The organism is Ottowia sp. VDI28 (assembly GCF_049532675.1).
In the GTDB taxonomy this organism is placed as follows: Bacteria; Pseudomonadota; Gammaproteobacteria; order Burkholderiales; family Burkholderiaceae_C; genus Ottowia.
In genome coordinates this window covers 2,624,241-2,651,083 of record NZ_CP149820.1, presented here as the reverse complement: position 1 = coordinate 2,651,083, position 26,843 = coordinate 2,624,241, and the positions used below count along the sequence as shown (strand labels likewise).

Below are 26,843 nucleotides of genomic sequence, written 5' to 3'. Positions count from 1 at the left end.
GGCATCAAGCAGCCACCGCCGCCGCATTCATCGATTCAACTTCCTTCCGGATGGCCGGAATGATTTTTTCGCCCCAGAGCTCGATCTGCTTGAGCATGGTCTTCTGATCGAAGTCGCCCAGTTGGGTTTGCAGGGCGATGTGCTTGGGACGCAGGATGCTGATTTCCTCCAGCATCTTGTCGATCACCTGATTGACCGAGCCCACCGGCAGGTTCTGGCGCAACTGCTCCAGCGTGGGGTCCGTCTCGTACGGAACCTCCTTGATCATGTAGCCATCTTCCGACTGGGCACGCCGGAATTTCAGGCTTTCGGAGATACGCCGCTGGAACAGCGCACAGCCCAGGTAGGCATCGATTTCCGATTGATGGTTGGAAGCGTAAGCGCAGCGCAGGAAACCGAACTTGACGTCATCATCAAGATTCGCATTGTTGTCTTCCGCCACTTTGTCCAGCCGCTCGCGCAGGGACACAATGGCCTCCTTGCCATTGAGCAACGCGGTTACGAACAGATTGTGGCCTTCACGCACGCCACGGCCCAGGGTGACGGGATTGCCCGAAGTAATCCAGAGCGGCGGCATCGGGTTCTGGACCGGGCGCACGGCAATGGAGCTGGGAGGCAGCTTGATGTATTTCCCATCGTATTCAACGATCTTCTGCATCAAACCCTTCGGAATGATGTCCAGGAATTCGTTGTAGATCGCGCCCGATTCTTCGATCTTCACGCCAAAGCGCTCAAATTCAAACTGCTGATAGCCAGAGCCGATACCGAGTTCGAGACGGCCATTGGAGACCACGTCCACGAAGCCCACTTCGGCCAGAAAGCGCGCGGGGTGATACAGCGGGAGAATGCACACAGCCGAGCCCAGGCGAATGCGCTTGGTCTTGGCGGCCATGTGCGCAATCATCATCAGCGGCGATGGCGACAGCGAGTAGTTGTTGAAGTGATGCTCCGCAAACCAGGCTGTGTTGAAACCCGCTTGCTCTGCAACCACCGTCTGCTCGATCGAGTTTTGAATAACCTGCTCCGAGCTCTGGTGGTAGCCACGTTGCTGAGCCAGAATAAATACGCCGAACTCCATGTCTTCTTCTCCAGAAAGCTATACGCGATGAAAAGAATTCTGCGGCGGGATGGCTCAATCCGGAATATAGAAAGAGTGCGGTTCAGTCCTGCAGAAAATGCGGAACTCATGGCGAAGATGACTCAAGAAACGCGCCGGCCACGCCAAAGAAAAGGGGCCCGAAGGCCCCTCACCCGCAGCACACGAGCACGTCGCAGCGAATCACGCTTTACTTGGTTTTCAAGTCTGTCGCCTTCGCCAGTCCCTGCCAGATCGCGGCATCCCTCTTGATCGAGGCTGCGAATTGGACCGCATTGCGGTCGACGGGAACGATCATGTTCTGCCCTTCGATTCGTTGGCGCACTTCAGGCGTTTTCTGCAGCCGGTTGATCTCTTCGTTCAACCGGTCGATGATGGCCACCGGCGTACCGGCCGGCGCGAAAACGCCGTACCAGCCATCGGCCTCGAACTTGTATCCCTGCTCCGACAAAGTGGGCAAATCCTGTGTGGCGGGCCAACGCTGGGAACCCGTCTGTCCCAGCCCGACCAGGCGGCCAGCCTTCATGTGCGGAATCGGCGACTGGATGTCGGTGAACCCGACACTGATGTTGTTGCCCAGCAGATCTGTCACTTCGCTGACCAGCGTCTTGTAGGGCGCGTGAGGCATGTCCAGGCCATAGTGCGCCTTGATACCTTCCATGGCCAGGTGGCCAGACGAGCCGGTGCCCCATGAACCGTAGGCCAGCTTGCCGGGATTGGCCTTGGCGTAGGCCACCATGTCGGCCAAGTTCTTGAAGCCCGTTTTCGGATTCGCGACCAGCAGAATGCCCGCCGCACCGACTTGCGTGATGGGCGTCAGGTCTTTTTCCGTGTCATACGGAAGCTTGGCGTGAATCACCGGGTTGATGAGAATGGCGGACGACGGCGCGAACAGCAGCGTATAACCGTCGTTCTGGGCCTTGGCCACCGCATCGCATGCGATCAAACCATTGGCCCCCGCCTTTGGCTCGACCACGATCGGCTGCTTCAGCACCTTCGACAAGGGGTCAGAGATGAGGCGGGCGAATACGTCGCCCCCCGCGCCTGACGAGCCCGCAACCACCATACGGATGGGGCGGGAAGGCCAATTGTCCGTGTTGGCAAAGGCTTGAACCCCCGTGCCCATCAGCATGCTGCCGAACAATACCGTGCGCCGGTTGATTGGCGTGTGTGTCATACATGTCTCCTTTTATTCAACGGTATGAAAGATGAGTGCTTGCGCTGGCTTGGCTGCTTTGAACATGCTCTTAGACGGACGCCGGCGCGGGGCTCTTCTCGTTTCGTCCGAGTTCCTTCTGAATGGCCGGAATGATTTTTTCGCCCCAAAGCTCGATCTGCTTGAGCATGGTCTTCTGATCGAAGTCGCCCAGTTGGGTTTGCAGCGCGATGTGCTTGGGACGCAGGATGCTGATTTCCTCCAGCATCTTGTCGATCACCTGGTTGACCGAGCCCACCGGCAGGTTCTGGCGCAACTGCTCCAGCGTAGGATCCGTCTCGTACGGCACCTCTTTGATCATGTAGCCGTCTTCCGATTGGGCACGCCGGAACTTCAGGCTTTCGGAGATACGCCGCTGAAACAGCGCACAGCCCAGGTAGGCATCGATTTCCGATTGGTTATCAGACGCGTAGCCGCAGCGCAGGAAGCCGAACTTGATGTCGCGGTCCAGATCCTTGTCGTTGCCTTCTGCCACCCTCACCAGCTTGTCGCGCACATCCTGGACGCCGTCATTGCCTTTGAGCAGCGCGGTCACGAACAGGTTCTTGTTCTCTTGCACGCCGCGGCTCAGCGAAGCCGGATTCCCCGAGGTGATCCATACCGGCGGCATCGGGTCCTGCACGCAGCGCACGGCGATGGAGCTGGGGGGCATCTTGAGGTGCTGGCCGTCGTACTCGAAGACTTTTTGAGTGAGACCCTTGTTCAGGATGTCCAGGAATTCGTTGTAGATGGCGCCCGATTCGGCCAATTTCACGCCAAACCGGGTGAACTCGAACTCCTGGTATCCGGACCCCACGCCCAGATCGAGCCGGCCGCCAGAAACGGTGTCGGCGAACCCGACTTCGGCCAGGAACCGGGCCGGCTGGTAGAGTGGCAGGATGCAGACTGCGGTCCCCAGGCGAATGCGCTTCGTCTGGCCGGCCATATGGGCCACCATCATTAATGGAGATGGGGAAAGCGAATAATTATTGAAATGATGCTCCGCGTACCATGCGGTATTAAATCCCGCCTGTTCCGCCGCAATGGTTTGTTCAATTGAATTATTAATGACCTGCTGCGACGTCTGGTGATAGCCTCGTTGCTGAGCCAGAATAAATACGCCAAATTCCATGCACCGTCTCCACAAAAGTAGCACCCGAAAGAATTTCCAAATTCTAGATAGACAAACCGGATCGGCCACATCGGAAACCGCAGTTCTGAACTGCAATAACTGGAGGATTCATGGATAGACTGCGTGCCATGGAGCTGTTTCTGTCGATCTCCCAGACTCAGAATTTCTCCGAAACCGCGCGCCGCTTCGGCATCTCCGCCACAGGGGTGTCACGGATGATCAGCGAGCTCGAGGATGAGCTGAAGATCAAACTCCTGCTGCGCTCCACCCGCCAACTCGCGCTGACGGAATCGGGGCAGGAATACGCTCGCCAGCTCGAGGACATCCTTTGGCGCATCAAGGAGGTCGAGACCAACATCACGGCCATCAGCACCGCGCCGCAGGGTTTGCTGCGCGTCCATTCACGGGTGATGTTCGGCGTGGGTGTGCTGCCGCCCTTGATCGCAGCGTTCCGCAGGCTCTATCCCGAAATCCATCTGGAGCTCACACTGACCGAAGCGGCGGTGGATCTGCGGAAGAACCAGTTTGACATCGACTTCCGCATCTCTCCGCCCATGGAAGCCGGCGTGAAACGGCGCATGCTGTTCCAAAGCGAGCGGCACCTTGTGGCCGCGCCTTCCTATCTGGCCGGCAGGCCGGAGTTGCGCGTGCCCGATGACATCCTCGCGCATGATTGCCTGGCTTATCAACTCCCTGGCGAGCAATACACCTGGCGCTTCAAGCGCGGGGAGCAGCTCACGGAGATCGCCTTCAAGCCCCGCCATCTCTGCAATAACGCCATCCCGCTGCTGGAGCTTGCGCGCCTGGGCGAAGGCCTGGTGCTGCTGGAAGATTACACCTTGCACAACGACATCCGCCAGGGAAGCCTCGTCAGGGTGTTGACTGACTATTGCATCACCAACAAGGGCTTCGAGGAAGGCATGTATGCCACCATCCTCGACACCCCCATCATTCCAGCCAAGATCCGCCTGTTCCTGGATTTCGTGGCTGACCGCGTGGCCGGGCCCGAGCTACGCTTCGAGGCCCACGGCAAAGCCGCAGGCATTCATCCACCGCCCTCGGCCTGAGAAACCCAAAAGGCCGCGGAGCTGCTAGGTCGCCGGGTGTCTTGCCCACCCTAAAAATTGAGCAAAAAGCCCAAAAGGCCGCGGAGCAGGCCACTCGGGGCACCCGCGGAGCTGGCTTTGCCAGGCCGTTGGGTGTGTCCCCCTTGGGGGGAAGACGCGTAAGCGGCTCAGGGGGGATCCGACAGACGGGGCGTGCGTGTCCACGAAAGCCCAAGCCGGTCACCTTGAGCACGGCGCCATCCAGCGGGCCAGAGGCGCTCAGCCGGCCGCTGTCACTGATACTGGTCACGAACAAGTCCGACATATCCGGCCCGCCGAAGCACAGCGCACTGGGATGAGCCAAGGGCAATTCGATCTTGTGGGTAAGGTGACCCTGCATATCGAAGCGCGCCAACGCGCCCGCGCGCACCAACGCAGTCCATAGCCCGCCCTCGCTGTCGAAGGTGCAGCCATCCGGACCTGTGTCATACGCATCGGTCCGGGCGAACACCTGCTTGTCGGCCAGCGAGCCATCAGCGCCATAGGCGTAGGAATAGATCACTCTCGCGGCGCTGTCAGCCACATGCAGGCGGCCATTGACCGGGTTGACGCAGGGCCCGTTGGTGATGCCGAAGCCAGTATCGAGCTTGCGGAATTCCAGGTTCGTATCCAGCCGGTAAAAGCCGCCCAACGGAGGCTCGTCAGCCTCTCGAAACACGTGCATCGAACCCACCACGAAACTGCCATCGGCCAGGGCCGTTCCGTCGTTCAGTCTCAAATGGGGATGGCTGTCGTCCAGCCGCGCCAGCGTGCGCCGCTGGCCTGTCCGCAGATCAAGACTGGCCACCTCTTCTTTGAGCGCCAGCACGATGGAATCGCCGCGATCGCCATTGAAGGCAAACGAGCCAAGGGGCGCTGGCGCTTCGTGCCGCGCCGTTATCTCGCCCGAGCCGGGATCAAGGGCCAGTATCAGGCCAAGCCGGCAATCCAGCAGCCAGAGTTGCTGGCCATGCCAGACCGGGCACTCGCCCAATGCTGTTTTGAGATCGCCAAGGCGCTGGATTTTCATATTTTCGATCGTGCTATTGACCATATGCCGGACCAATCCAATAAATTAACTCCGGGAAACCTGAAACCAACCATAAACCCCAACACTCCCGGAAACACAAGTAAATCAGCCACCCTTTTATTAAGCACCAACAAAAGGCCGGCAAATACTAGCAACCCTTGCCTGCCCCACCAATAGACCACTACTGCACTTTTCGCAGAACACTTTCTCAGTTTATTTTGTAATCAGTTGGTAGCCGATTTTTATAATCTTTCGAGCATATCGACGCCAGGGCAATCACCGGCCGCCAGTGAGGCTGCTGAAGTGAAGGCGCTCCCCGATGCAACGGGCGGGTTACCTGGAAAGTGGCTACTTCTCTGATCTATGCCGCCGCAAGCCGGCTTCTTAAAGGTGGATATATGAGCGATGAATGGGTTCGTCTGGAAGTCTCCGATGGAGTGGGCCTGGTTGCCATGGACCGCAAGCCGGTCAACGCGCTCAATCGCGAGATGCGCCGTCAGTTGGTGGCAACCTTTGACGCCATCTCCGACCGCGATGACATCCGCTGCGCGGTGCTGACTGGCTCCGGCAATGTGTTCTGCGCCGGCGCCGACTTGAAGGACCGCCCCAATAGCGAGGTCGCGGGCGATTTCCTCGATCACAACCGCATCACCCGCGAAACGGGCAACTCCATCCGCGAATGCGGCAAGCCCGTGATCGCCGCCATCAATGGCACGGCGCTGGGCGCCGGACTGGGTCTCGCCGCCGCTTGCGACATTCTGTATGCGTCCGAGAATGCCACGGTCGGCATGCCTGAAATCAACGTCGGCCTGGCGGGCGGAGCCTCGATGCTCAAGACCTTGTTCGGCCGCTCCACCCTGCGCCGGATGTTCTTCACGGGTCAACGCCTGACCGCGCAGGAGCTGCTCAAGCGCAACGTGATCGAAGACGTGTTGTCCGAGAAGGATCTGCTGCCGGTGACGATGGCGCTTGCCAGGGAGATCGCCTCCAAGGCGCCCCTGGCCCTGGTCTACGCCAAGCGGGCCGCCAACATGGTCGACTTGATGCCCCAGCGCGACGCCTACCGCTTCGAGCAGGAGTTCACGGTGGCTCTCTCGAAGACCGAAGACGCGCGCGAAGCGCGCATGGCTTTTCTCGAGAAGCGCCCTCCTGTGTTCAAAGGCCGCTGAGCACATGATGACTCAAGCGGACATCGCGACCGGAACAGGACTCGACGCCTTCTTCCAGGCCAAAGGCATTGCCGTGGTCGGCGCCTCCGACGACATCACCAAGATCGGGGGCCGTCCGGTCCAGTTGCTGCGCAAGTACGGTTATGCGGGAGACATTTTCCCCATCAATCCCAAGGCGGGCACCATCCAGGGCCTGCAGGCCTATGCGTCGATCCTGGATACGCCCCAAGCCCCCGATCTGGCCATCCTCGCCGTTCCAGCGAGCGCCACGCTGCAGGCGGTTCGTGACTGCGCCAGCCGCGGTGTGCGTGGCGTGGTCGTGCTGTCATCCGGCTTTGCCGAGGCGGGCCCGGAGGGCGTGGCCCTGCAAGCCGAGATGGTGCGCGCGGCACGTGAACACGGCATGCGTCTGCTGGGGCCGAATTGCCTGGGGGTCGTGAATGTCGTGGACAAGCTGGTGGGCTCGTTCTCCATTGCCCTGGAGCAGAGCATGCCACCCGCCGGCCAGGTGGGCATCGTCTCGCAATCGGGCAACATCGGCAGCTTCACCATGCGCAACATGGCCGATCGCGGCCTGGGCGTCAGCTGCTTCATTGCGACAGGCAATGAAGCGGATGTGGACGTCGCGGATGGCATCGCCGCGCTGGCAATGGACCCTACCACCCGCATCATCCTCTGCTGCATGGAAACCTGCCGCAACGCCGGCCGCCTGATCACCGCGCTGAACATGGCGCGCGAGCAGCAAAAACCGGTGATCGTGCTCAAGATTGGCGCCACCGAGCAAGGCCAGGCCGCGGCAGCTTCGCATACCGGCGCGCTGATGGGCTCGGATGCGGTGTTCGACGCCGTCTTCCGCCGCTATGGCGTGCTGCGCGTGCGTTCCTTCGAAGAACTCCTCGAAGCAGGTCACGCAGCGGCCTTGCTGGGTACAGCGCGTCTGCCCACCACGCAGGCGGTCACGTTGGTAGCAGCCTCAGGCGGTTTCGGCATCATGATGGCGGATGCCATGGTGGATGCCGGCATGACACTGCCTCAACTGGACGATTCCACCAGGGCGGCCATTCGCGAAGCCGTGCCCACTGCCGGCACCAACAACCCCGTGGATGCCTCGGCTCAGATGTCGGCACGGCCCGACATCCTGCTGAAAATGCTGACGGCCTTGCAGAACGACACGAACGGCAGCACGCTGGTGCTGCTGCTCGCCTTGTCCCTGTACAACCCGCGCTTGCGCGGGGTTTACCTGGAAGCACTCGCGAAAATCCGGGAAAGCCATCCGGACCGCTTGCTGGTGCTGATCAGCCAGGGGCCGCCAGATGCGGTCGCCGAAATCAACGCGCTCGGCATCCCCGTGTTTCCCAGTATTCCCGCCGCCGCCACCGGGCTCGCGGGGCTGGTCAAGCTCGGCCAGCTCACCGCGCTGGCGACGCCCAAAGGCTATGACGGCCCCGTCGGCAAACCCGATCCGGCCATATTCCGCAATGAATTTCATGCCAAACGGGCACTCGCGGCGGCAGGCATCAGTGTGCCTCGTGAAGAGGTCGTGACTACTCCCGACGAAGCGGCCCGGATCGCGCACGCCATCGGGTATCCGGTGGTGCTGAAGATTGCATCGGAAGACATCGCCCACAAGACCGAAATCGGCGGAGTGGCCTTGAACCTGCAGGATGATGAAGCGGTACGGCAAGCCTATGCCCGCCTCATGGCCAATGCCCGCCAACATGCCCCCGAGGCGCGCCTCGATGGTGTGCTGGTGGCGCCCATGATCCGTGGCGGTGTCGAACTGATCGCCGGTGTTTCGCGCGATCCGGTGTTCGGCCCGGTCGTGATGGTGGGAATGGGCGGCATCTACGCGGAGATTCTCAAGGACGTGGCCGTGCAAGTCGCGCCTGTTTCAGAAGACGAGGCCTTGCAGATGCTGCGCGGCCTCAAGATGTTTCCGCTGCTGGACGGCGCTCGCGGCCAGGCCAAAGCCGATGTGGCCGCCGCCGCCCGGACGGTCGCCCTGCTCTCGGAATTCGCGTGCCGCCATGCCGCAGACGTGGCCGAGATCGACCTGAACCCCATTGTCGTGAGGCCGCAAGGCGAAGGCGTCCTGGTTCTGGATGCCCTGATGGTCCCCAGCACCGATCACTCCCCTGCTTAGCAAGAAGACATCCATGGACATGAAAACAAGCCCGGCCATACCAGACGCTGCGGCGGATTCGGCCGCTTACCGCCGCTATGCGCGCGAGTGGCTGCGTGCCAACCTGCCTGAGCACATGCGTTCGGACAGCCTTCAATACCGCACGCCCACGCTGGACGAGTGCCGCGACTGGGAAGCGGCGATGTATGACGCCGGGCTCGCCGGCATGACCTGGCCCAAGGCCTACGGCGGCCTGGGCCTCACGCTGCGCGAGCATCTGGTGGTCAACAAGGAGATCGGGGCGCTGGCAATGCCCGAGAGCGTGAGCTCGATCGGCAAGGAGCTCGCAGGTCCGATCATCCAGACGGTCGGCACCGAAGAGCAAAAGCAGTTCTTCCTGCCGCGCATTCTCTCCATGCGCCACTACTGGTGCCAGGGATTCTCTGAACCCGACGCGGGCTCCGATCTGGCGCGCCTGCGTACCAAGGCGGTGCAAACAGGTGATACCTGGTGTATCAACGGCCAGAAAATCTGGACCAGTGGAGCGGCCAAGGCCCAATACTGCCTGCTGCTGACCCGCACGGGCACGGTCGCCGACAAGCACCGGGGACTGCTGATGTTCGCGATACCCATGGACACTCCCGGCATACGGGTGGTGCCCATCAAGTCGATCGATGGAAAAGTATCGTTCGCCGAAGTATTCTTCGACAACGTCGTGGTGCCCGACAGCGCTCGCCTGGGTGCACCCGACGAAGGCTGGAACGCGGCCATCCGCGTCCTTTCCATCGAACGCGCCACCAACCGCATGTACCGGGCGTGGCGTTTCGAATGCGAATTGCGCCAGCTCATCGCGGCCTGCAAGTCCGATCCGCAACTGGCCAAGCTGCTGGACGACGGCTACTACCAGCGCCGTATCGGCGACATCGTGGGTGAAATCGACGCGCTCAAGGGTTTGGTGGAGCGCACAGTCGATCAGATGATGGCCGGCGAGAAAATCGGCGCCCGCGGCTCACTGACCAAGCTGTACTGGTCCGAATGCCATCAGGCATTCATGGGCCTGGCGCTGTCCCTGGTGTCGCACGTGACTCCGCGCTCCAGCCCCCTGGCCCAGCGTGCTCGCCAGGCCTTCACCACAGCCTATCTCTACGCCCGTGCGGAAACCATCTATGCCGGCACCACCGAAGTGCAGCTGGACATCATCGCGCAGCGCATCATGAACTTGCCGAAGGACCTGTGAAATGGGCACGACAGACATTGATCTCAAGCCTGAAGAATTCGCCCTGGCGGCGAGCGAGGCCGTCTCCGATGCTCAAAAGCGCGGCCCCCGCGATGCGGCGGAAGTTCTGGCCAATGCCGGGCTCTCCGGCGTGTGCGCGTCCGAGAAGGCCGGCGGACTTGGCTTAGGCATCGAGTTTGCGCGGCCGATCGTCGCGGAAGCAGGCAAGCTGGGTCTGCAGTGGCCACTGCTCGAAACCATTCTGATCGCCAGAGCCTTGGGCGACTCTCCTCTGGCGAGCGAGCTGTGCAGCGGTGCGCGCATCGCGACATGGGCCTTGCAGGGCAGCCTTCAGGAAAGCTTTGCCGGGCAAGCCCGCCATGCCGAAAAGAGCGACTGGGTATTGGTTGCCAAAGGGGCAGGAGTTGAGTCGGGTGCTGCCGTGCTTGATCTCGCGTCAGTGGAAATCCAGCACGACGATGCGCTGGACCCGGAGAACCCCCAGTCGTGGTTGGTGCTGGACAAAGCCAAAGTATTGGCCGAGCTGGATGCCGCCGCCTTTGCAACCCTGAAGCGCGAGGGGCATATCCTGGTGGCCAGTCTCGTCAACGGCGCGGCCGAAAACGCGCTCAACACCACGGCGACGTACCTGTCGGCCCGCGTTCAGTTCGGGCGCCCGCTGTCGGCCAAGCAAGCCGTCCGCCATCTGCTGGCACGCATGCGCTTGCTGCAGGAAGCCGCCAACGCGGGTATTGAGCGGGTACTTGAAGCGGATGAATCCGGCCGTGCACGCCAGGTGGAATCCGTGCTGGCCAACGCATTGAGCAGCGCGGCCTTCGTGCTGGAGAAATCGATCCATCTGCATGGCGGCATGGGCTTCACATGGGAGGTGCCCTTGCATCGGGCCCTGCGTGAAGTACGCAAATTCGACGCCGCCTTCGGCTCGGGCGGACTGGCTCAGCAGGTAGGCCAGGACTTCATCCAATCAGTTTGATTCAAGGAATACGCATGAACCAGGATCTGCTCGGCCGCGTGGCCCTCATTACCGGTGCCGGCGCGGGCATCGGCCGCGAAACCGCTCGCCAGATGGCGGCGCGCGGCGCCATTGTCTGCGTGAACGATCTCAAGGAGGAACTGGTCACGCCCGTCGTGGAAGAGATCAAGGTACAGGGCGGCCAAGCCTTTGGCATTACCGTCAATATCGCCAGCCGTGAGGGTATCCGCGAAGCGATTCAACGCGCATTCGAGCAGGGCAAGCGCCTGGATATTCTGGTCAACAACGCCGCCTGGGTGCGGTACCAGTCGATCCCGGAAATCATGCCGGAGACGGTGGACCGCATGCTCGACGTGGGCCTCAAGTCGGTCATCTGGAGCCTGCAGGAAGCGGTGCAAGTCATGGACCCCGAGCGCGGTGGTTCCATCGTGAACGTGGCGTCGGTCGCGGCTGTCCGCTCGGCGGCCAACTCCGTGGTCTATTCGGCCATCAAGTCGGGCGTGCTGGGCATTACCCGCGCTGCCGCGGCGGAACTCGGCGCGCGCAATATCCGCGTCAATGCGGTTTGCCCATCGGCCGTTCCCACCGAGGGCACGCAACGCAACCGCAATGCGGAGCGAGATGCCAACCGCATTGCCCGCACCCCACTTGGCCGTCTTGGAACCGTGGAAGACATTGCGCGGAGCATCTGTTTTCTCGCAAGCGATGAAGCAGGCTTCATCACGGCGCAGGCACTGGTCGTTGATGGCGGCATCACTCTGACGAACATCTGAAATCAGAACATGACCACCAAGATTCTCCTGAGCGGCGCTTCGCTTCTTCTGACAAGCTTCGGGCTCCAAGCGCAGACCCTGGCCTATCCGCAGCGGACCATTTCCATCACCGTTCCTTACGGCGCGGGCGGTTCGACCGACGGTATCGCAAGAAAATTCGCCAACCTGCTTGAAGCGGAACTGAAGCAATCCGTCATCATTGTCAATCAGCCTGGTGCCTCAGGGACCCTCCAGCTCGGGAATCTCGCAAGAGCCAAACCCGATGGCTACACGATCGGGTTCTACTCCTACAGCACTGTCACCTTTACCTCTCAGTTGATGAAGGTGCCGTATAAGCGGGATGACTTCGAACCGCTGGGAGGCGTTGCGGAGTTCAGCTACGGCATCGTGACCGCTCCAGATTCCCCGATCAACAACATCAAGGATCTGGTGGCCCAGGCGAAAACACCGAAGGGCGTTTTTTATGGCGTCACGGGTGCGCCCAATAATTTTCCGTTCCTTCAGCTTCAGAAGAAGACCGACGGCAAGTTCGATCAGGTGACCTACAAGTCCTCCGCCGAATCGATCACCGCGGTCATGGGCAAGCACGTCGATGTCGCCTTGCAGGGCCCTTCGGAATATGCCGAACTGGTGAGGGCCGGCAAGCTCAAGTTCATTTCATCCGCCAGCGATTTCCGCTTGCCGTGGTTCCCGAACGTGCCGACCATCAAGGAACAAGGCTACGACATCGGTATCACGGGCATCATCGGAATTGCCGCCCCCAAGGGCACTCCCCCGGAGATCAAGGCGATCCTGGAAGCGGCGGCACACAAAGTGGTCTCGAGCAGCGAATACAAGAATTTTCTTGTGAACGAATACGGCATCAAGAGCTACCCGGCCAGCAGCGCTGAATTCTCCAAACTGATCGACAACGGCTTCGTGGCCATGCGCAACATGATCAATACCTACAACATCAAGTATTGATCACGACATCACAGGTTGCATAGATGCAGACAGTTCTCATCACCGGCGCCGCCTCTGGCATAGGGCGCGATACCGCGCAGCTTTTCGCCGAATCGGGCTGGCAATGCGTTTTGGTTGACCGCAACGCCGAGGCCCTGCAGCAACTGGGGCGGAGCCTGCCTACACCGGCCTCAGCCGTCCACGTGCTGCGCACCATCGACCTGACCAGCCAGGAGCAGATTGCATCGCTGGGTGAAGGCACGCCGGCGCTGGACGCCATCCTGAACAACGCGGGGATGTCCGACTCATCCAATACGCCGCTGGCCGAGCAGGATTACGCTCAACTGGAGCGCCTTCTAGCCCTCAACCTGGCGGCACCGGCGGCCGTGGTCAACGCCTGCGCTCCCCTCTTGAAGCGAGGCGCACGGATTGTGAACGTGGCGTCCGGAGCCGGCCTGCATGCCATTCCATGGCGCGGTGCCTACAGCCCGAGCAAGGCCGGCCTCATCGCCCAGACCAAGGCCTTGGCACAAGCGAGGCCAGACTGGTGCGTCACTGTGCTGGCGCCTGGTTTCGTACGAACGGAACTTCTGGACGGCCTTATCCAGGCCGGCCGGCTTGATCCGGTCAATGCGGTGAGCAAAATCCCGCTTGGCCGCATGGCGAGCCCCCTGAAATGGCGCAAGCGCATCTTTTCCTGGCCAGCGCGGGCGCGCGCCCTTGAGCGGGCAGATCCTGGCGGTAAATGGCGGATCGTCCATCTTCGGTGGCAGCCAGCGTTTTGCTCCCACCACGCTGGCGCCGCTCCCGCTGGATCTGCCAACGGGACTGGAGGTGCTTGGAGGTGACGCTGTGCCCTGGGAAGCCGTAGCGCCTCGGCCCTCCGCCGAACCGCACTACCCTGCCACGCTTGATCTGTCGCCGTTGTACAGCAAGCCAGGGCATGTCCTGCAGGCCGTGCATGCGGCAGGCTCGCGGTTTTCAGCCGCCCATGCCGAAAAGGCCAGCCTGACGGTACTCCTGCCGGCCGAAACAGCCCTCCCCTGGCAGGACGCGGGTGATACCGCGGCCGCGCGTATGCTGGTCTCCACCTTGGCCTGTGAGTGGGGTGCCCGTGCGCTTCGCATCAATGCGCTGGAAGTTCCCCCGAACCTGCCCCCTCCATCGCTGCATGCCCTGCTCCGCTTCGTCTGCGGGCCCGCCGCCCAGTTCCTGACCGGCCAATCGCTGGTGTGCGGCGCCGAATGAGAGACATCGCCATGGACCACACACGCGACGAGACGGGCAACGAAATGGGCGATATGACGCCCGCGCAGATCAAGGAGTTCTTCATCGAGCAGCGGGGCTACTGGCGCCCGTGGACTGAGACCATGCTAGAGGCGAATCCAGGCTTCATCAAACAGTACGCCCACTACGCCGGATATCCGGCACGCACGGGCCCGCTGACGCCGCGCATGGTCGAACTCATCTACGTCGCGCTAGACGCTTCATCGTCCCACCTGTTCGAGGCTGGCTTGCAAACCCACATGAAGCGCGCCTTGGAAGTGGGAGCCACGCAAACGGATATCTTTGACGTGCTGCATCTGGTGGCAGTTCAAGGTATCGCCCACACCTGCCAAGCCGCGGACATCCTGGCCGAAATGACGGACTTGAGCATGGCGGAGCCCATTGAGGGGAAACTTCAATCCCGCATAGACCGGCTCGGTGCACCTTATGCGCTTTCCCTGGCCGCCATGGCACGGCTGGACCCTGGGTATGTGGAAACACTGCTCGGTTTCATAGAAGAAGGCCAACCCGGCAATGGTTTGAGCCAAGCGGAACGCAGCCTGGTACAACTGGCTTTGCACGCCTGCTTCACGGCCTTCAATCCCGGTGCGATCCGCCAAATCATAGGCACAGCCTTATCGCAAGGCCTGACCTCTCCCGAGTTGTTGCAAGCCATTCAACTCGGGGCCCATCTGGCTGTGCATGGCACTGCGCTTGGCGCCAATGTCTTTCGGCAATTAGCGGCCAAATAGTTTCTGTGCGGCGCGGCGAAAAAAGCATCTATACATATCGGTTTTCGTTCGTTGGTAGGTGCTCTGGGCGCGCCTAGAGTGACGCTCTCCTGCCCTTTCTCGCACTCATTGCGCCCTTCCATGACCAAGCACCTGGATATCGTCGCCGTTGTCGGCAGCACTTATCAGCCTTCACGTACCCGCGCCTTGGTCGAAGCGCTGGCCGCCGAGCTGGAGCAGCGCCTCGTCGCGCGCACGCGCATCCTGCAGGTCGGCGATTTCGCGCGCGCCCTGGGACAAGCCTTGTCGCGCGACGAGCTGCCGGCCGACATCCAAGGTCATCTGCAGGCCATCGAGGCGGCCGACCTCCTGATTGCCGCGGCCCCGGTGTACCGTGGCTCCTATCCTGGCCACTTCAAGCACCTGTTCGATCTGATCGGCCAGGATGCACTCATCGACAAGCCTGTGCTGCTGGCGGCCACCGGGGGCAGCGACCGCCATGCGCTCATGCTGGACCACCAGTTGCGCCCGCTGTTCAGCTTCTTCCAGTCGCTGACGCTGCCGATCGGCGTGTATGGCGCCAACAGCGATTTCGACAACTATCGTGTCACCAGCCCCGCGTTGAAAGCCCGCGTACAACTGGCCGCCGAGCGCGCAGTACCTTTGTTCGACGCCAACCAACGCCGCCCGCTGCTGCGCGCTGCCTGATCCAACCCTTTGTCTCCTGGCCCTTCATGAGCCTTTACAGCCCCGGCGCGCAAGTGTCCGGGGTTTTTTCGTAGGGGGTAACAGGAGCAAAAAAGAGGCAGGAATGCATAGCCACAGGGGCACTCCACGCTTGCCAGTCGCGCGAAACGACTTTTTCGCGCCGACAAAAGACAAAGGGCCTAGACGATGCCTAGGCCCTTTATTACTTTGAAGAATTCTGGTGGGTGATACATGGATCGAACATGTGACCACTGCCGTGTGAAGGCAGCGTTTACGGATTTCCTTGGACGAAAAAAAACTGATTTTCCCTCTATATATCAGATTTTATAGTCCATCAAAGTGCGGTACAGTACGGCAATGTTTGCCGCATAATTGCCGTATGAAAATCAACACCGTCGCTTCGCGTTCATCCCTTCCCCCTCGACGGGAGCCGTATTGGGATCGCGTAGCCGCTGGCCAGCACCTGGGCTATAGATGCCTATCCACCGGAGCTGGGACGTGGATTGCCAAAATCCGGAACCCCGATACCGGGGAGCGCACCATCAAGGCCTTAGGCGACTTCGGCGACCTTCCGGCCAGTGACCGCTACGACGCCGCCGCAAAAGCCGCCAGAGCGTGGTTTGAGCATGTTCGCCATGGTGGAAGCACGAGGATCGTCACGGTAGCCGACGCCTGTCGCCACTATCTCAAGTCACTGCGAGACAAGGGGCGCACCAGCACGGCAGACGATGCCGAAGCTCGATTCAATCGCTGGGTTTTCTCTGATGAGAAGCTGGCTAACACGTCATTGCTGAAGCTCACCAAAGGAGCGATTTCTAGCTGGGTAACGAAGCTGACCAACACCAAGGCCATACCTCAAGATAAGACGAAGGCGGCCACCCGCCCCCGGAGCGCCAGCACCATCAACCGGGATATGACGACTTTTCGGGCCGCCTTGAATCTCGCGCTCGAAGATGGGCATGTCACCACCGCGCAGGCTTGGGAGTCGAAATTGAAACCCATAGAGGGGGCGGACAACCGGCGCGATATATACCTTGATCGTCAACAACGCCAAGCCCTGATTGCCGCCGCTGCGCCCGACATTGGGCTATTCGTTCGCGCCTTGTGCGCCCTCCCCCTTCGCCCTGGTGCCATGGCTTCGCTCACAGCAGCAGATTTCGACAAGCGCCTGAACACGCTCACGATCCGCAGTGACAAGGCAGGTAAAGGACGCACCATCAAGCTACCTGCCACCACCGCTGCATTGTTCACCGCCGCCGCCAAGGACAAATTGCCAGGAGCCTGCCTTTTCACCCGCGCCGACGGTGCCCAATGGGTAAAGGATAAATGGACATGTCCCACTCGAGATGCAGTAACCGCTGCCGGACTTCCAGCCAAGGCCACGCTTTATACCCTGCGCCATAGCCTGATAACTGACCTGGTGACGGCGGGCACCGACCTGGCCACCGTCGCCTCGATCAGCGGAACATCAATCCTGATGATCCAGCGCAACTACCACCACTTGCAGCAAGAAGTTGCCGCCGCCGCACTAGAGCGCGTAGCACTGTGATTTTTATAAGACTGCCAGAACCGTACTGACAAAACTGACGAAACCCCGGCAAGCCCTGCGCCGGTTCATGCAGGGCAAAAGGCGACGGCTCAAGGTGTTAGAGCACCGAGAGCCGTCTAACCACCTTCAAAAAGGAACTTTGAAAATGGCTAATGAGACTGTAGCAAACCAAACCAGTGTTGCGCTTGAGAATGGGCGTTGGGTGTACCGCCGTGGCTACATCAACGGATGCAACGGATCAACCACAAGCGCCTTTGACCGGTTGCACATTGTGGTTCCGCAATTGGCTGCACTCCAGCATGTCGTCGCAGACGAAGAGTTCCCATGGAATGACACCATGCGCCAGCACTTGATGTACCTGGCCATGAACCTCGCCGACGAGGTCAACGAGCTAATAGAAGAAGACTTTGCCAACCGTGAAAACAGGAAGCTCGACAGACAGACCCCGGATCAGACTTGCAGCGACGTGTTCGACAGCATCGCCATCCACGGTCACGAAGCCGGTGTGGAGAAGTTCAAGGCCCAGCATCCGGCTTGATCTACAACATCCCCTTCGACTACATGCAGAACGGCAACGATCACACGACCGTTCTGAACCAGAAAAACGGCACACGACTACTACAAGATAAAAGTGTTTGACCTGTACGGATAGGAGTCTGTGACCTGGATGCAACACCAGCTGTTCATATCCTCTCGCCTGCTGTGCACAACCATGGGATAAGGAGCTAGTTATTCACAGCAAAACGTGGATAAGTTGTTGATATCCAATGAATAGCCAAGTTTGTAAAAGATACACTACAGGTAGTAGCTTGAAGATGAATGAAACGCCATATATAGTGGCCGCGTGGCGATCGTCCAAAAGCGTATCGAATTCTCCTTTTGGTCGTATTTGGATGTTTTTTGCTGTCACAATGAATGTGGCCTAGCAAAAAGAAAGGCCCGGAAGCTTGCAGGCAACCGGGCCGATCCGCCACACAACCCTACGGGAAGCATGGCACTCTTGGCGGAGTACCTTGCATATTAACCCGAACTAGCCCCATTGGAGCTAGTCCGTGGTTACCCGTAGGTCTTTTTACACCTTACTGAAAAAGGTTTAGACCTATGACAGCAACATCTTCTCCAACCGAAGCAACGCAAGTTCGCGAAAAGCTCCTGCGTATCAACCCCGTCCTGTCTCGTGTTCCCGTGAGCCGCAGTGCCTGGTATCAGGGCATCAAGGACGGAAAATTTCCTGCCCCTATCAAGCTCGGCCCGCGCACCGCTGCGTGGCGCGAGAGCGACATCAATAAGTTGATTCAAGACCTGGCCGCCAAGTAAGGAGGTCGCCATGATCGCTTATGACAGCCTACTGTCTCGATTCGAGGCAGTGCGCAAGGCTGGGCGCGGCCATATCGCCCGGTGCCCCGCCCACGCCGATAAATCCCCGTCACTGAGCATCCGCGAAGGCGACGATGGCCGCATCCTGATGCACTGCCACGCCGGATGCACCTTTGAGGCCGTGGTGAGTGCCATTGGCCTGACGGTGGCTGACTTTTTTCCCGGCACCGGGGGATTGCCAAAGCCAGCCCCTGGAGTGAGCTTCAGCGCATTGCGCAGAGCCACCGACCACGAGCGCAGCATCATATTCATCGTCAACGCAGACCGCCGTAAGGGCATGCCTGTGAGCGATGCGGACAAGACCCGCGCCGATATCGCCAAGCAACGTATCGCAAGTGCAGGGAGGTTGGGATGCTGACTCAGGCTCAAGAAACCAATGTGTGGGAGGCCATCAGCGAAACGTGGCCCACGCCACGCGAGATAAAGACCGACCTTCCCCATGCACCGGAATTCGACGCGGAGGCCATGCTACCCAAGGCCCTCGCTGAGTTCGTACTCGACGAAGCAGACCGAATGCCATGCGCGCCGGATTACATCGCCGCCGCCCTTATCGTCTCGCTTGGTTCCGTCATCGGTGCCCGCTGCGCCATCAAACCTAAGCGCCGCGATGATTGGATCGTGACGCCGAACCTCTTCGGTGGCATCGTAGGAGACCCCAGCAGTAAGAAATCCCCGGCACTGGGCACAGTGACCCGGTTTCTCGATCGGTTGGAGGCTAAAGAGGCCGAGCTTTTGGAGCAAGCTCAAAAGGTGTACGAAGCCGAGGTGGCCGCTTACGAAGCGCACCAAGCCGCAGTGAAGGCGAGTATGAAGAAAGCCGCCACGGGCAAGGGTGATGGCGACAAGATGGCTTTGGCTATTGCCGATATGCAGGCCATCGAAGCGCCGGAAGAACCCCACCAGCGCCGCTTCAAATCCAACGACAGTACCGTCGAAAAGCTGGGCGACATGCTGGTAAGTAATCCTCAAGGGATGCTGGTTTTCCGCGATGAGCTTGTCGGCCTGCTGGCAAGCTGGGAAAAGGAAGGCCGGGAGGGTGATCGGGCTTTCTATCTGGAAGGCTGGAACGGCACTAGCAGCTTCAACATTGACCGGATCGCTCGCGGCAGTTTGCACATCAAGAACCTTTGCTTGAGCGTGTTCGGTGGCATTCAGCCTGAACTGCTGGAACGCTACCTGGCGACTATGGCGAGTAGCCTCGATAACGATGGGCGAATTCAACGCTTTCAGGTTCTGGTGTTTCCCGAGTCGGTGAAGTGGGAATGGCGCGACCGCTACCCCGTCAAGGGCGCCCGCGAGGCCGTGCGCGATCTGTTCGACCGCCTGGCGCATTTCGACCCGGTTCAAGACGGCGCAACCCCTGCTGACGACTTCGTGAAGTTGCCCCACTTTTACTTCGATGACGCCGCCCAGGCGGTGTTCGTGGAGTGGTGTACCGAGTTGAACACAAAGCTGATCCCCGGCGAGTCGAATCCCATGATGCGCCAACACTTCGGGAAATTCGAGAAACTGTTCTGCGCCATCGCCTTGATCTTGCACTTGGCCGAAGGACGCATTGGACCAGTGCAGGCCGATAGCGCCATCCGCGCCGCCGCCTGGTGCGAGTATCTGGCCGATCACGCCCGCCGAGTTTATGGGTTGGTGGAGGCTGCCAAGGTCAATACCGCCCGCACCTTAGGGCGAAGAATTGCAGACGGCAAGCTCGAAGATGGCTTCACCGTGCGTGACGTGGTGAGAAAGCAATGGGCAGGCGCTACCGCCGCCGTGCAGGTCGAAGGTGCTCTCGCCACTTTGGAAGAGCATGGTTGGATCGTCAGCGCGGAGACAGACAACTCCACCGGCAGGCCAACCACCCGCTTCTATATCAACCCTCACACCCGGAGGACGGCATGAGTTGGCTTGCACTTGCAAAAGCACGTTTTTCAGAAAACCGCCCAAACCCTACTGACGAAACTGACGAAAGGGAGGTTTTGTCAGTTTCGTCAGTGCCAACCGGGCGCATTTATGAATTTCCGAAGGGGGTTTCGTCAGTTTCGTCAGTAGGGGTGACGGGCCTTTTTGAAAATTGCATATCTGCCGATGAACTAATCGAAGCGGCCATGAGAGCCTGCAACCACTACAACGACAGCGAAGCCGCCAGGGAACAGATGCGTATCGAATGCCTGGAAATTCCGCCCGATCAACGCGCCGGACTGCTGGACTACTTCCGGCGAACGTACCCGAAGCATTAACCACAACCAGCCCGCCCGGTGCGGGTTTTTTCACGTCCGAGCAACGCTTTCAATCCAACACTGTCCTAGCGCGTTTACTATCTTTTCGATAGCTTGCTATTGTTTTTAAAGTGATGTAAATCATCGGTTGTTCTTACTTCTTTGCAAAGAAACAACCCATGAAACTCAACGACCTGCGCGAACAACGCGCCCTCAAAGTTGCCGAGATGCGCGCCCTGGTGGAAGCCCACAAGGAACTGACTGTCGAGCAGAAAACCACCTTCGACCGACTCAAATCTGAGGTGGTGGCCCTAGAAGCTGACGAAGCCCGCGCCCAATTCATCGAGGATGCCGAGCGCCGCGCCCTGGGCACTCCGGTGGACAAGAGCCGCCAGGATGCCGAGTCCCGCGTAAACGTGCTGGACGCCATCGCCTGCCAGATCGAGAACCGCAGCGCCACGGGTGCATTGGCTGAGTTCCAAGCCGAAGCCAAGCGCATGGGTATTGAGCCTAGCAAGGGTGGCATTCTGGTGCCTACGTCGATCTTCGAAAAACGCGCCACGCAGACCACTACGTCAAGCGCCGCCATCGTGCCGGACGACTTCAAAGCAGACCAGTTCATTGGCCTGCTGCGCAACAGCTTGATTGTGAAATCCCTGGGTGCCCGAGTCCTGACCGGCCTGCGCGGTGATACCGTCCTGCCCAAGCAGACCGGCGCATCGACCGCGTACTGGGTTGCCGAGGGTGACAGCCTCACAGAAAGCAACACCACCTATTCGAGCGTGAAGCTGGAGCCGAAACACGTAGGCGCACTGACTGCCCTGTCTCGGCAACTGATCCAGCAAAGCAACCCGGCCATTGAACAACTGGTGCGCGATGACTTCGCCGCAGTGGTTTCGTTGGCCGTGGACAAAGCCCTGCTGCACGGCACCGCAGTCGCCAAGCAGCCCGTGGGCATCTTGAACGTGGCAGGCATTCAAACTGCATCACTGGCAACGCTGGACTGGGATGCCATCGTCGCCATGCTCGAAAAACTGGGCCTGGAGAACATCACCCCCAATGCCATCGTGACGCATGCCAAGGTGTCGACCAAGCTGCAAACCACGCTCAAGGATGCAGTGGCTGGTGCCGCGTACCTGATGCAAGGGGGCCGAGTCGCTGACCTTCCCGCCCACGTCACCAACCAACTGGACGCCAAGACCGGCACGCCCGACACGGGCCGCCTGATCGCTGGTGACTTCAGCCAGTTGGTGATTGGTGAATGGGGAGCTACCGAGATTTTGGCCAACCCCTACGCCGCCGGGTACTACGAAAAAGGCGATGTTCAGCTTCGCATCCTGCACACGATGGATGCCGTAGTGCGCCATCCCAAGGCGTTTGTGGTGGCTGACGACATCGCCCTGTAAGGAGAGTTGCGAATGTTGGAAGTCCGCTCTACTGGTCACCTTCGCAGCAACGGCAAGACGCTGCATGGGTATGCCGCGATATTCAACAGCGAAGCCAACCTGGGGAGTTTCTCTGAGGTCATCCGCAACGGTGCCTTTCGCAAGTCCCTGGAATCGGATTCCAATATTCGCGCCCTGTATCACCATCAAGGCGATGCCCTGCTGGGCACCACCCGAGGCGGCAGCCTGAAGCTCAAAGAGGATGCGCATGGACTGGCTTTTGAGTTGGCTCTACCGGATACCACCCATGGCCGGGATCTGGCTGTGCTGGTCGATCGTGGTGATGTGGCTGGTTGCTCCTTCGGCTTTCGCGTAGCCGAGGGTGGCGACCGCTGGGAGGAAAGAGGCGGTCAACTGGTGCGCGAGCTGCTGAACGTGGATCTTCACGAAATCACTCTGACCAGTGATCCGGCCTACACCGACACCACCGTGGCCCTGAGAAGCCGCCCGATTGTTCTGGCGGTGCTTGACCCGCGCCGCATGTGGCTGGAGACCTGTCTGTGAGCCTGATAGACCGAGCCTTGAATCTGGTGGGCCTGGAGCGCCGGGCCACCAATCCGAATGATCCATGGGCCAACTTCCAAGCCTTGCGCACTGGCCCGGTGAACGACCAGACCGCGCAAGGCGTCTCTGCCGTCTATGCCTGTGTGCAGGCGATTGCCGAGACCACGGCCACCTTACCCTTGATCCTGTACCGCAGGAGCCAGGATGACCGCGAACGCGCCTCAGACCATCCGCTCTATCGCGTGCTGCACGACATGGCGAACCCCGAGCAAACCGCCCTGGAGTTCCGCGAGTACATGCAGGCCGCTGTCCTGCTTCGCGGCAACGCCTATGCCCGGATTGTTCGAGGTTATGACGGCCAGGTGAGAGAGCTATGGCCCATCAGCCCGGATCGCATGAACGTACTCAGGCTGACAAACAGCAAGCTGGGCTATGAGTACGCCGACACCGAAGGCCGCTTGCACCGCCTGCTGGCTGATGAGGTGCTGCACCTGCGCCACCGCCTGGGAGATGATGGTGTGATGGGCATCAGCCCGATTCAAGCTGCACGGGGTGTGATCGAGCTGGCTATCAGTGAGCAAGAGCATGGCGTCTCCACCTTCCGCAACGGTGCCAAGCTGCTGGGGGTGCTGAAGTTCCCCGGCAAGCTCAAGCCCGAGCAGCGCACTTCCATCCGTGAGTCCTGGTCTAGCCAGCATGCAGGGGGCACCAATGCAGGCCGTACCGCTATCCTTGAAGAAGGCGTGGACTACATGCCCGTGTCCATGACGCTGGAGGATGCGGAGTGGATAGAGGCCCGCAAGCTCTCAGTGGTGGAGGTGTGCCGCCTGTTCCGCGTACCGCCTGTCATCGTGCAGAGCATGGAGTCAGCCAACTACAGCAACAGCGTGGAGCTGGCCCGCCAGTTCGTGACCCTGAGCCTGCGCCGTCACCTGACCATGTGGGAGCAGGGCATTGCACAGAAGCTGCTGACCGAGGCCGGACGCCGGATCTACTTTGCCGAGCATCAGGTGGAAGGACTGTTGAGGGGCGATGCCACAAACCGCGCCGCCTTCTATAGCTCAGGCATTACCAGCGGCTGGATGCTCAAGAGCGAGGCCAGGAAGCTGGAGAACCTGCCCGCCATCGAGGGCATAGACGATGCCAAGGCAGTGGAACCCGATTCCACCCCAGCGCCCCAGCCGTACCCCAGCAAGCAGAAGTAGGCCGCATGACTCGCCCCAAGCTCAAGATGCTTCAGCCGCGCATCAAGATGATTGAAGACACCCGCATCAAGATGGCCCCGCCATTGCGCCTTTCCAAGCGCACAGGACGCGATGCAGACCCGCGCCGCACCTTACCCCTTAACGGCGCAGCCTGGCAGCGCCTGCGCGCTTCTGTGCTGGCCGGTGAGCCACTGTGCAGGGCATGCGCCCAGCGTGGGCAGGTCGAGCCAGCTACTGACGTTGACCATATCAGCGGTGATCCGAGCGACAACAGCATGGATAACTTGTGCCCGCTGTGCCATCGATGTCACTCGATCAAGACCGCGATGGATCAGGGCAAGCGCGTGAGCCTGGGGTGTGGCCTGGATGGCTGGCCAATCGACCTGCGCCACCCGTGGAATGCCAAGACGCCCGCGCTGCTGCGACCTGATCCACGCGCGCGCGAGGACTCAGAAATCACGGGGGGCTGATGGCGCTAGACCGCCCTGTACCCCTTCCGTTAACGCTTACTGCTTAAAAAATAGGCAACCATGAAGCTCACCCCCAAACGCCAACGCGCCGACACTGCCAAGGGAGCAGTACAGGCCGCGCAGAACGCCGCACAAGGCCCGATTGATCCCCCGGCCTACGTCACCCTGCCCGAAGCCTGCAAACCGTTCTGGGATGCGATTGTGACCAGCCGCCCGCGTGATACGTGGACTGACTCTGATCTGGTGATGGCGGCGAATCTGGCGCGAGTGCAGCATGCTATTGAAACCGTAGCAATCGGATCTGATGAGCATGCCAAGCTGACCCGGCTGGCGATGGCTCTTGCTCGATCTGTCGCGGTTCATCCGACTGCCACTGTAGGGCGTGCTGCGGATATGGTCAATGCGGCCACGGCAGAACGCGAAGCCCGCCAGGAGCATGACGACCTGATTCCGAGGTTGCGCGCAGTATGAGCCGAGCGGCCCGCATCATCGAGTTCATCGAGCGTTACTGTGTGACGCCCGAAGGTGCGGATGTGGGTAAACCGCTGGCGCTGGCTGACTTCCAGAAGCGGTTCATCACCGAGGTATACGACAACCCGGCAGGCACGCGCCGCGCGATCCTGTCCATCGCCAGGAAGAACGGCAAGTCGGGCTTGATTGCCGGGTTGCTGCTGGCGCACCTGGTAGGCCCTGAAGCCAAGCAGAACAGTCAGATTGTGTCTGGTGCCATGAGCCGGGATCAAGCCGCCCTGGTGTTCAATCTGGCCTGCAAGATGGTGCAGCAGTCGCCCAAGCTCTCCGGCATTGTGCGCATCGTGCCTTCGGGTAAGCGCCTGATCGGCCTACCCATGAACACCGAGTTCCGCGCATTGGCTGCTGATGGCAAGACCGCCCACGGCCTATCTCCGGTGCTGGTGATCGGCGATGAGTGGGGCCAGGTGAGAGGCCCGCAGTCAGACTTCATTGATGCGCTGCTGACTTCGCAAGGTGCCCACGCCGATCCCCTGCAAATCGTCATCAGCACGCAAGCGGCCACCGATGCCGATTGGCTCAGTGTGCAGATTGACGACGCCTTGAAATCGGGTGATCCCAAGATTGTTTGCCACCTGTACGCCGCGCCGGAAGGCTGCGATCTGCTGGATGAACAAGCCTGGAAAGCAGCCAACCCGGCATTGGGCTTGTTCCGTTCGGAGTCGGATCTACGCGAGCAGATGACGCAGGCCCAGCGCATGCCGAGCATGGAGAACAGCGCTCGGAACCTGCTGCTGAACCAGAGGGTTTCTACAGAAAGCCCGTTCGTGTCGCCGGACGTGTGGAAGGCTTGCGGACTGAGCGCAAATTTGGGCGCAGTGGACGGCCCGATATTCGCTGGCCTGGACTTATCCGCCCGCACCGACCTGACGGCCCTGGTGCTGATCGGCCAGGATGACGATGGTGTGTGGCAAGTGCAGCCGCACTTCTGGACGCCTGAGATTGGCTTGCTTGACCGCGCACGCCGTGACCGGGTGCCCTATGACGTGTGGCACCGCCAGGGCTTTCTACGCACGACGCCGGGTGCAGCCATCGACTATGAGCATGTGGCCGCCGATATGGCCGAGATCCTGAGCGACGTGGAGAACCTTCAGGCCATTGCCTTCGACCGCTGGCGCATTGATGTACTCAAGAAGGAGCTGGATCGCCTGGGGCTTGATTTATCCCTGGTGCCATTCGGGCAGGGCTTTGCGAGCATGGCCCCCGCACTGGATGCGCTGGAAAGTGCCTTGCTCAATGGGCAAGTGGCCCACGGCATGCACCCGGTGCTATCCATGTGCGCGGCGAACGCGACCACCACGAAAGACCCAGCGGGCAATCGTAAGCTGGACAAGAGCCGCACCACGGGCCGCATTGATGGCATGCAGGCCTTTGCTATGGCCTTTGGCATTGCCACCAGTGCCGAAGAGATGAGCGAGGGCTATAGCGATGGCCAGTTCATGTTTGTTTAAACCGGGCCGGGCGGTACCGCAAGGTGAATCCCGGATGGCGCCTAAGTCGGCGAGTCGCGCCATTCAGCAAAGAAACCCCGACCGCCAGCGGCAGACTTTCACTGCGCGGCTGGCACCCTACTGAGGAAATGACATGGTGACCCTGGAAGAAGCAAGAAACCATATCCGCGTTGACACCGACGAAGACGACGCCGCTATCTTGGCAATGATCGATGCTGCTGAAACTGCCGCGCTGGACTATCTGAATCTGGACGAACTGCCCGACGCCGCGCCAGTGCAGGCCGCCGTGTTGATGTTGGTGGGCAGCCTGTACATGAACCGCGAAAGCCAGACAGACCGGCCTATTGTGGAGAACAGGCTGTTCACTCGGCTGCTGGATCCTTATCGGCAGATGGTGGCGTGATAAGCGGCCAGCGGGAGTTGCAGTTGATGTGCAAGCGGGTAGCTTGATAGGAATACGATTGCCGTATTTTTGCCGTACCAAAACAAAAACGCTCTGATTTTGATAGCATCAGAGCGTTTATTTATCTGGTGGGTGATACATGGATCGAACATGTGACCCCTGCCGTGTGAAGGCAGTGCTCTACCGCTGAGCTAATCACCCGATTTCTCCACTGAAACTTTCGTCTCAGTGCTGAAAGA

At 60.2% G+C, this 26,843-nt stretch carries 28 protein-coding genes and 1 tRNA gene; 24 read left to right on the top strand and 5 right to left on the bottom strand.

The annotated features are described in order from the left end of the window. Positions 1–4: 4 nt before the first annotated feature. From WJU18_RS12700 to WJU18_RS12690, 3 genes are all read right to left on the bottom strand, one after another. Positions 5–1,078 carry an LLM class flavin-dependent oxidoreductase gene (locus WJU18_RS12700; protein WP_423460409.1) on the bottom strand — a complete coding sequence of 358 codons (1,074 nt, stop codon included), beginning with the start codon at positions 1,076–1,078 and terminating at the stop codon, positions 5–7. Between the two features lie 208 nt (positions 1,079–1,286). Next, the gene (locus WJU18_RS12695) at positions 1,287–2,273 is read right to left on the bottom strand and encodes a Bug family tripartite tricarboxylate transporter substrate binding protein (protein ID WP_423460408.1); all 987 of its coding nucleotides are present in this window, start codon (positions 2,271–2,273) and stop codon (positions 1,287–1,289) included. A 70-nt stretch (positions 2,274–2,343) separates the two neighbouring features. Further along, on the bottom strand, positions 2,344–3,423 hold the full coding sequence (locus tag WJU18_RS12690) for an LLM class flavin-dependent oxidoreductase (RefSeq protein ID WP_423460981.1): 1,080 nt from the start codon (positions 3,421–3,423) through the stop codon (positions 2,344–2,346). Positions 3,424–3,533: 110 nt separating this feature from the next. Here WJU18_RS12690 and WJU18_RS12685 point away from each other — a divergent pair, with 110 nt between their 5' ends. Next, complete coding sequence (locus WJU18_RS12685; protein WP_423460407.1) at positions 3,534–4,490, top strand: LysR family transcriptional regulator; 957 nt, start codon at positions 3,534–3,536, stop codon at positions 4,488–4,490. Here WJU18_RS12685 and WJU18_RS12680 read toward each other — a convergent pair. Further along, positions 4,372–5,538, bottom strand: a complete 1,167-nt coding sequence (locus tag WJU18_RS12680; RefSeq protein ID WP_423460406.1) for an SMP-30/gluconolactonase/LRE family protein — start codon at positions 5,536–5,538, stop codon at positions 4,372–4,374. The two genes, WJU18_RS12685 and WJU18_RS12680, sit on opposite strands and share 119 nt — an antisense overlap. Positions 5,539–5,936: 398 nt before the next feature. Here WJU18_RS12680 and WJU18_RS12675 point away from each other — a divergent pair, with 398 nt between their 5' ends. The 23 genes from WJU18_RS12675 (at position 5,937) to WJU18_RS12565 (ending at position 26,604) form a co-directional block, all read left to right on the top strand. Continuing rightward, entirely contained in the window at positions 5,937–6,707 is a 771-nt protein-coding gene (locus WJU18_RS12675; protein ID WP_423460405.1) for an enoyl-CoA hydratase/isomerase family protein, read from the top strand. Between the two features lie 4 nt (positions 6,708–6,711). Then, the gene (locus WJU18_RS12670; RefSeq protein ID WP_423460404.1) at positions 6,712–8,850 is read left to right on the top strand and encodes an acetate--CoA ligase family protein; all 2,139 of its coding nucleotides are present in this window, start codon (positions 6,712–6,714) and stop codon (positions 8,848–8,850) included. A gap of 13 nt (positions 8,851–8,863) precedes the next feature. After that, positions 8,864–10,066, top strand: a complete 1,203-nt coding sequence (locus tag WJU18_RS12665) for an acyl-CoA dehydrogenase family protein (protein WP_423460403.1) — start codon at positions 8,864–8,866, stop codon at positions 10,064–10,066. Position 10,067: 1 nt separating this feature from the next. Then, positions 10,068–11,039, top strand: coding sequence for an acyl-CoA dehydrogenase family protein (locus tag WJU18_RS12660; RefSeq protein WP_423460402.1), 972 nt, complete (start codon positions 10,068–10,070; stop codon positions 11,037–11,039). Positions 11,040–11,053: 14 nt separating this feature from the next. Beyond that, a complete protein-coding gene (locus WJU18_RS12655) occupies positions 11,054–11,812 on the top strand; it encodes an SDR family NAD(P)-dependent oxidoreductase (RefSeq protein ID WP_423460401.1) in 759 nt (252 codons plus the stop codon). A gap of 9 nt (positions 11,813–11,821) precedes the next feature. Further along, positions 11,822–12,775, top strand: coding sequence for a tripartite tricarboxylate transporter substrate binding protein (locus WJU18_RS12650; RefSeq protein ID WP_423460400.1), 954 nt, complete (start codon positions 11,822–11,824; stop codon positions 12,773–12,775). Between the two features lie 23 nt (positions 12,776–12,798). Next, the gene (locus WJU18_RS12645; protein WP_423460399.1) at positions 12,799–13,602 is read left to right on the top strand and encodes an SDR family NAD(P)-dependent oxidoreductase; all 804 of its coding nucleotides are present in this window, start codon (positions 12,799–12,801) and stop codon (positions 13,600–13,602) included. Between the two features lie 4 nt (positions 13,603–13,606). Next, positions 13,607–14,002, top strand: coding sequence for a hypothetical protein (locus tag WJU18_RS12640; protein WP_423460398.1), 396 nt, complete (start codon positions 13,607–13,609; stop codon positions 14,000–14,002). An 11-nt stretch (positions 14,003–14,013) separates the two neighbouring features. Next, positions 14,014–14,772 (top strand): carboxymuconolactone decarboxylase family protein, encoded by a 759-nt coding sequence (locus WJU18_RS12635; protein WP_423460397.1) that lies wholly within the window; start codon positions 14,014–14,016, stop codon positions 14,770–14,772. 120 nt (positions 14,773–14,892) lie between these two features. Next, positions 14,893–15,459: an FMN reductase gene (gene msuE / locus WJU18_RS12630; protein WP_423460396.1), complete on the top strand. Its 567-nt coding sequence runs from the start codon at positions 14,893–14,895 to the stop codon at positions 15,457–15,459. A 379-nt stretch (positions 15,460–15,838) separates the two neighbouring features. Next, positions 15,839–17,008 carry a tyrosine-type recombinase/integrase gene (locus tag WJU18_RS12625; protein ID WP_423460395.1) on the top strand — a complete coding sequence of 390 codons (1,170 nt, stop codon included), beginning with the start codon at positions 15,839–15,841 and terminating at the stop codon, positions 17,006–17,008. 145 nt (positions 17,009–17,153) lie between these two features. Continuing rightward, positions 17,154–17,546 carry a hypothetical protein gene (locus WJU18_RS12620; protein ID WP_423460394.1) on the top strand — a complete coding sequence of 131 codons (393 nt, stop codon included), beginning with the start codon at positions 17,154–17,156 and terminating at the stop codon, positions 17,544–17,546. A gap of 563 nt (positions 17,547–18,109) precedes the next feature. After that, a complete protein-coding gene (locus WJU18_RS12615; RefSeq protein WP_423460393.1) occupies positions 18,110–18,325 on the top strand; it encodes a helix-turn-helix transcriptional regulator in 216 nt (71 codons plus the stop codon). Between the two features lie 10 nt (positions 18,326–18,335). Further along, positions 18,336–18,743 (top strand): hypothetical protein, encoded by a 408-nt coding sequence (locus WJU18_RS12610; protein ID WP_423460392.1) that lies wholly within the window; start codon positions 18,336–18,338, stop codon positions 18,741–18,743. After that, positions 18,737–20,278, top strand: a complete 1,542-nt coding sequence (locus WJU18_RS12605; RefSeq protein WP_423460391.1) for a YfjI family protein — start codon at positions 18,737–18,739, stop codon at positions 20,276–20,278. Before WJU18_RS12610 ends, WJU18_RS12605 begins: the two co-directional genes overlap by 7 nt. Beyond that, positions 20,275–20,616, top strand: coding sequence for a hypothetical protein (locus WJU18_RS12600; protein ID WP_423460390.1), 342 nt, complete (start codon positions 20,275–20,277; stop codon positions 20,614–20,616). The genes WJU18_RS12605 and WJU18_RS12600 overlap by 4 nt, the downstream gene beginning before the upstream one ends. 158 nt (positions 20,617–20,774) lie before the next feature. Then, complete coding sequence (locus WJU18_RS12595) at positions 20,775–22,001, top strand: phage major capsid protein (RefSeq protein ID WP_423460389.1); 1,227 nt, start codon at positions 20,775–20,777, stop codon at positions 21,999–22,001. Between the two features lie 12 nt (positions 22,002–22,013). After that, positions 22,014–22,544, top strand: coding sequence for an HK97 family phage prohead protease (locus tag WJU18_RS12590; RefSeq protein ID WP_423460388.1), 531 nt, complete (start codon positions 22,014–22,016; stop codon positions 22,542–22,544). Further along, entirely contained in the window at positions 22,541–23,749 is a 1,209-nt protein-coding gene (locus tag WJU18_RS12585; RefSeq protein WP_423460387.1) for a phage portal protein, read from the top strand. Before WJU18_RS12590 ends, WJU18_RS12585 begins: the two co-directional genes overlap by 4 nt. A 5-nt stretch (positions 23,750–23,754) precedes the next feature. Continuing rightward, entirely contained in the window at positions 23,755–24,219 is a 465-nt protein-coding gene (locus WJU18_RS12580; protein ID WP_423460386.1) for an HNH endonuclease, read from the top strand. Between the two features lie 60 nt (positions 24,220–24,279). Continuing rightward, positions 24,280–24,690 (top strand): terminase, encoded by a 411-nt coding sequence (locus tag WJU18_RS12575; RefSeq protein WP_423460385.1) that lies wholly within the window; start codon positions 24,280–24,282, stop codon positions 24,688–24,690. After that, on the top strand, positions 24,687–26,201 hold the full coding sequence (locus tag WJU18_RS12570; protein WP_423460384.1) for a terminase large subunit: 1,515 nt from the start codon (positions 24,687–24,689) through the stop codon (positions 26,199–26,201). The genes WJU18_RS12575 and WJU18_RS12570 overlap by 4 nt, the downstream gene beginning before the upstream one ends. Before the next feature lie 133 nt (positions 26,202–26,334). Continuing rightward, positions 26,335–26,604 (top strand): head-tail connector protein, encoded by a 270-nt coding sequence (locus WJU18_RS12565; RefSeq protein WP_423460383.1) that lies wholly within the window; start codon positions 26,335–26,337, stop codon positions 26,602–26,604. Positions 26,605–26,730: 126 nt separating this feature from the next. Here the strand turns inward: WJU18_RS12565 and WJU18_RS12560 are convergent. Beyond that, positions 26,731–26,805: transfer RNA gene (locus WJU18_RS12560), tRNA-Val, on the bottom strand. Between the last annotated feature and the right edge of the window lie 38 nt (positions 26,806–26,843).

What these genes read in the sequence shown, in the direction of transcription:
- WJU18_RS12660 (WP_423460402.1), top strand. Translation starts at nt 10,068, where the DNA reads ATGGGCACGACAGACATTGATCTCAAGCCTGAAGAATTCGCCCTGGCG.
- WJU18_RS12605 (WP_423460391.1), top strand. Translation starts at nt 18,737, where the DNA reads ATGCTGACTCAGGCTCAAGAAACCAATGTGTGGGAGGCCATCAGCGAA.
- WJU18_RS12620 (WP_423460394.1), top strand. Translation starts at nt 17,154, where the DNA reads ATGGCTAATGAGACTGTAGCAAACCAAACCAGTGTTGCGCTTGAGAAT.
- WJU18_RS12565 (WP_423460383.1), top strand. Translation starts at nt 26,335, where the DNA reads ATGGTGACCCTGGAAGAAGCAAGAAACCATATCCGCGTTGACACCGAC.
- WJU18_RS12670 (WP_423460404.1), top strand. Translation starts at nt 6,712, where the DNA reads ATGATGACTCAAGCGGACATCGCGACCGGAACAGGACTCGACGCCTTC.
- WJU18_RS12575 (WP_423460385.1), top strand. Translation starts at nt 24,280, where the DNA reads ATGAAGCTCACCCCCAAACGCCAACGCGCCGACACTGCCAAGGGAGCA.
- WJU18_RS12700 (WP_423460409.1), bottom strand. Translation starts at nt 1,078, where the DNA reads ATGGAGTTCGGCGTATTTATTCTGGCTCAGCAACGTGGCTACCACCAG.
- WJU18_RS12690 (WP_423460981.1), bottom strand. Translation starts at nt 3,423, where the DNA reads ATGGAATTTGGCGTATTTATTCTGGCTCAGCAACGAGGCTATCACCAG.
- WJU18_RS12570 (WP_423460384.1), top strand. Translation starts at nt 24,687, where the DNA reads ATGAGCCGAGCGGCCCGCATCATCGAGTTCATCGAGCGTTACTGTGTG.
- WJU18_RS12645 (WP_423460399.1), top strand. Translation starts at nt 12,799, where the DNA reads ATGCAGACAGTTCTCATCACCGGCGCCGCCTCTGGCATAGGGCGCGAT.
- WJU18_RS12685 (WP_423460407.1), top strand. Translation starts at nt 3,534, where the DNA reads ATGGATAGACTGCGTGCCATGGAGCTGTTTCTGTCGATCTCCCAGACT.
- WJU18_RS12680 (WP_423460406.1), bottom strand. Translation starts at nt 5,538, where the DNA reads ATGAAAATCCAGCGCCTTGGCGATCTCAAAACAGCATTGGGCGAGTGC.
- WJU18_RS12635 (WP_423460397.1), top strand. Translation starts at nt 14,014, where the DNA reads ATGGACCACACACGCGACGAGACGGGCAACGAAATGGGCGATATGACG.
- WJU18_RS12610 (WP_423460392.1), top strand. Translation starts at nt 18,336, where the DNA reads ATGATCGCTTATGACAGCCTACTGTCTCGATTCGAGGCAGTGCGCAAG.
- msuE (WP_423460396.1), top strand. Translation starts at nt 14,893, where the DNA reads ATGACCAAGCACCTGGATATCGTCGCCGTTGTCGGCAGCACTTATCAG.
- WJU18_RS12590 (WP_423460388.1), top strand. Translation starts at nt 22,014, where the DNA reads ATGTTGGAAGTCCGCTCTACTGGTCACCTTCGCAGCAACGGCAAGACG.
- WJU18_RS12665 (WP_423460403.1), top strand. Translation starts at nt 8,864, where the DNA reads ATGGACATGAAAACAAGCCCGGCCATACCAGACGCTGCGGCGGATTCG.
- WJU18_RS12695 (WP_423460408.1), bottom strand. Translation starts at nt 2,273, where the DNA reads ATGACACACACGCCAATCAACCGGCGCACGGTATTGTTCGGCAGCATG.
- WJU18_RS12595 (WP_423460389.1), top strand. Translation starts at nt 20,775, where the DNA reads ATGAAACTCAACGACCTGCGCGAACAACGCGCCCTCAAAGTTGCCGAG.
- WJU18_RS12580 (WP_423460386.1), top strand. Translation starts at nt 23,755, where the DNA reads ATGACTCGCCCCAAGCTCAAGATGCTTCAGCCGCGCATCAAGATGATT.
- WJU18_RS12625 (WP_423460395.1), top strand. Translation starts at nt 15,839, where the DNA reads ATGAAAATCAACACCGTCGCTTCGCGTTCATCCCTTCCCCCTCGACGG.
- WJU18_RS12650 (WP_423460400.1), top strand. Translation starts at nt 11,822, where the DNA reads ATGACCACCAAGATTCTCCTGAGCGGCGCTTCGCTTCTTCTGACAAGC.
- WJU18_RS12600 (WP_423460390.1), top strand. Translation starts at nt 20,275, where the DNA reads ATGAGTTGGCTTGCACTTGCAAAAGCACGTTTTTCAGAAAACCGCCCA.
- WJU18_RS12675 (WP_423460405.1), top strand. Translation starts at nt 5,937, where the DNA reads ATGAGCGATGAATGGGTTCGTCTGGAAGTCTCCGATGGAGTGGGCCTG.
- WJU18_RS12655 (WP_423460401.1), top strand. Translation starts at nt 11,054, where the DNA reads ATGAACCAGGATCTGCTCGGCCGCGTGGCCCTCATTACCGGTGCCGGC.
- WJU18_RS12615 (WP_423460393.1), top strand. Translation starts at nt 18,110, where the DNA reads ATGACAGCAACATCTTCTCCAACCGAAGCAACGCAAGTTCGCGAAAAG.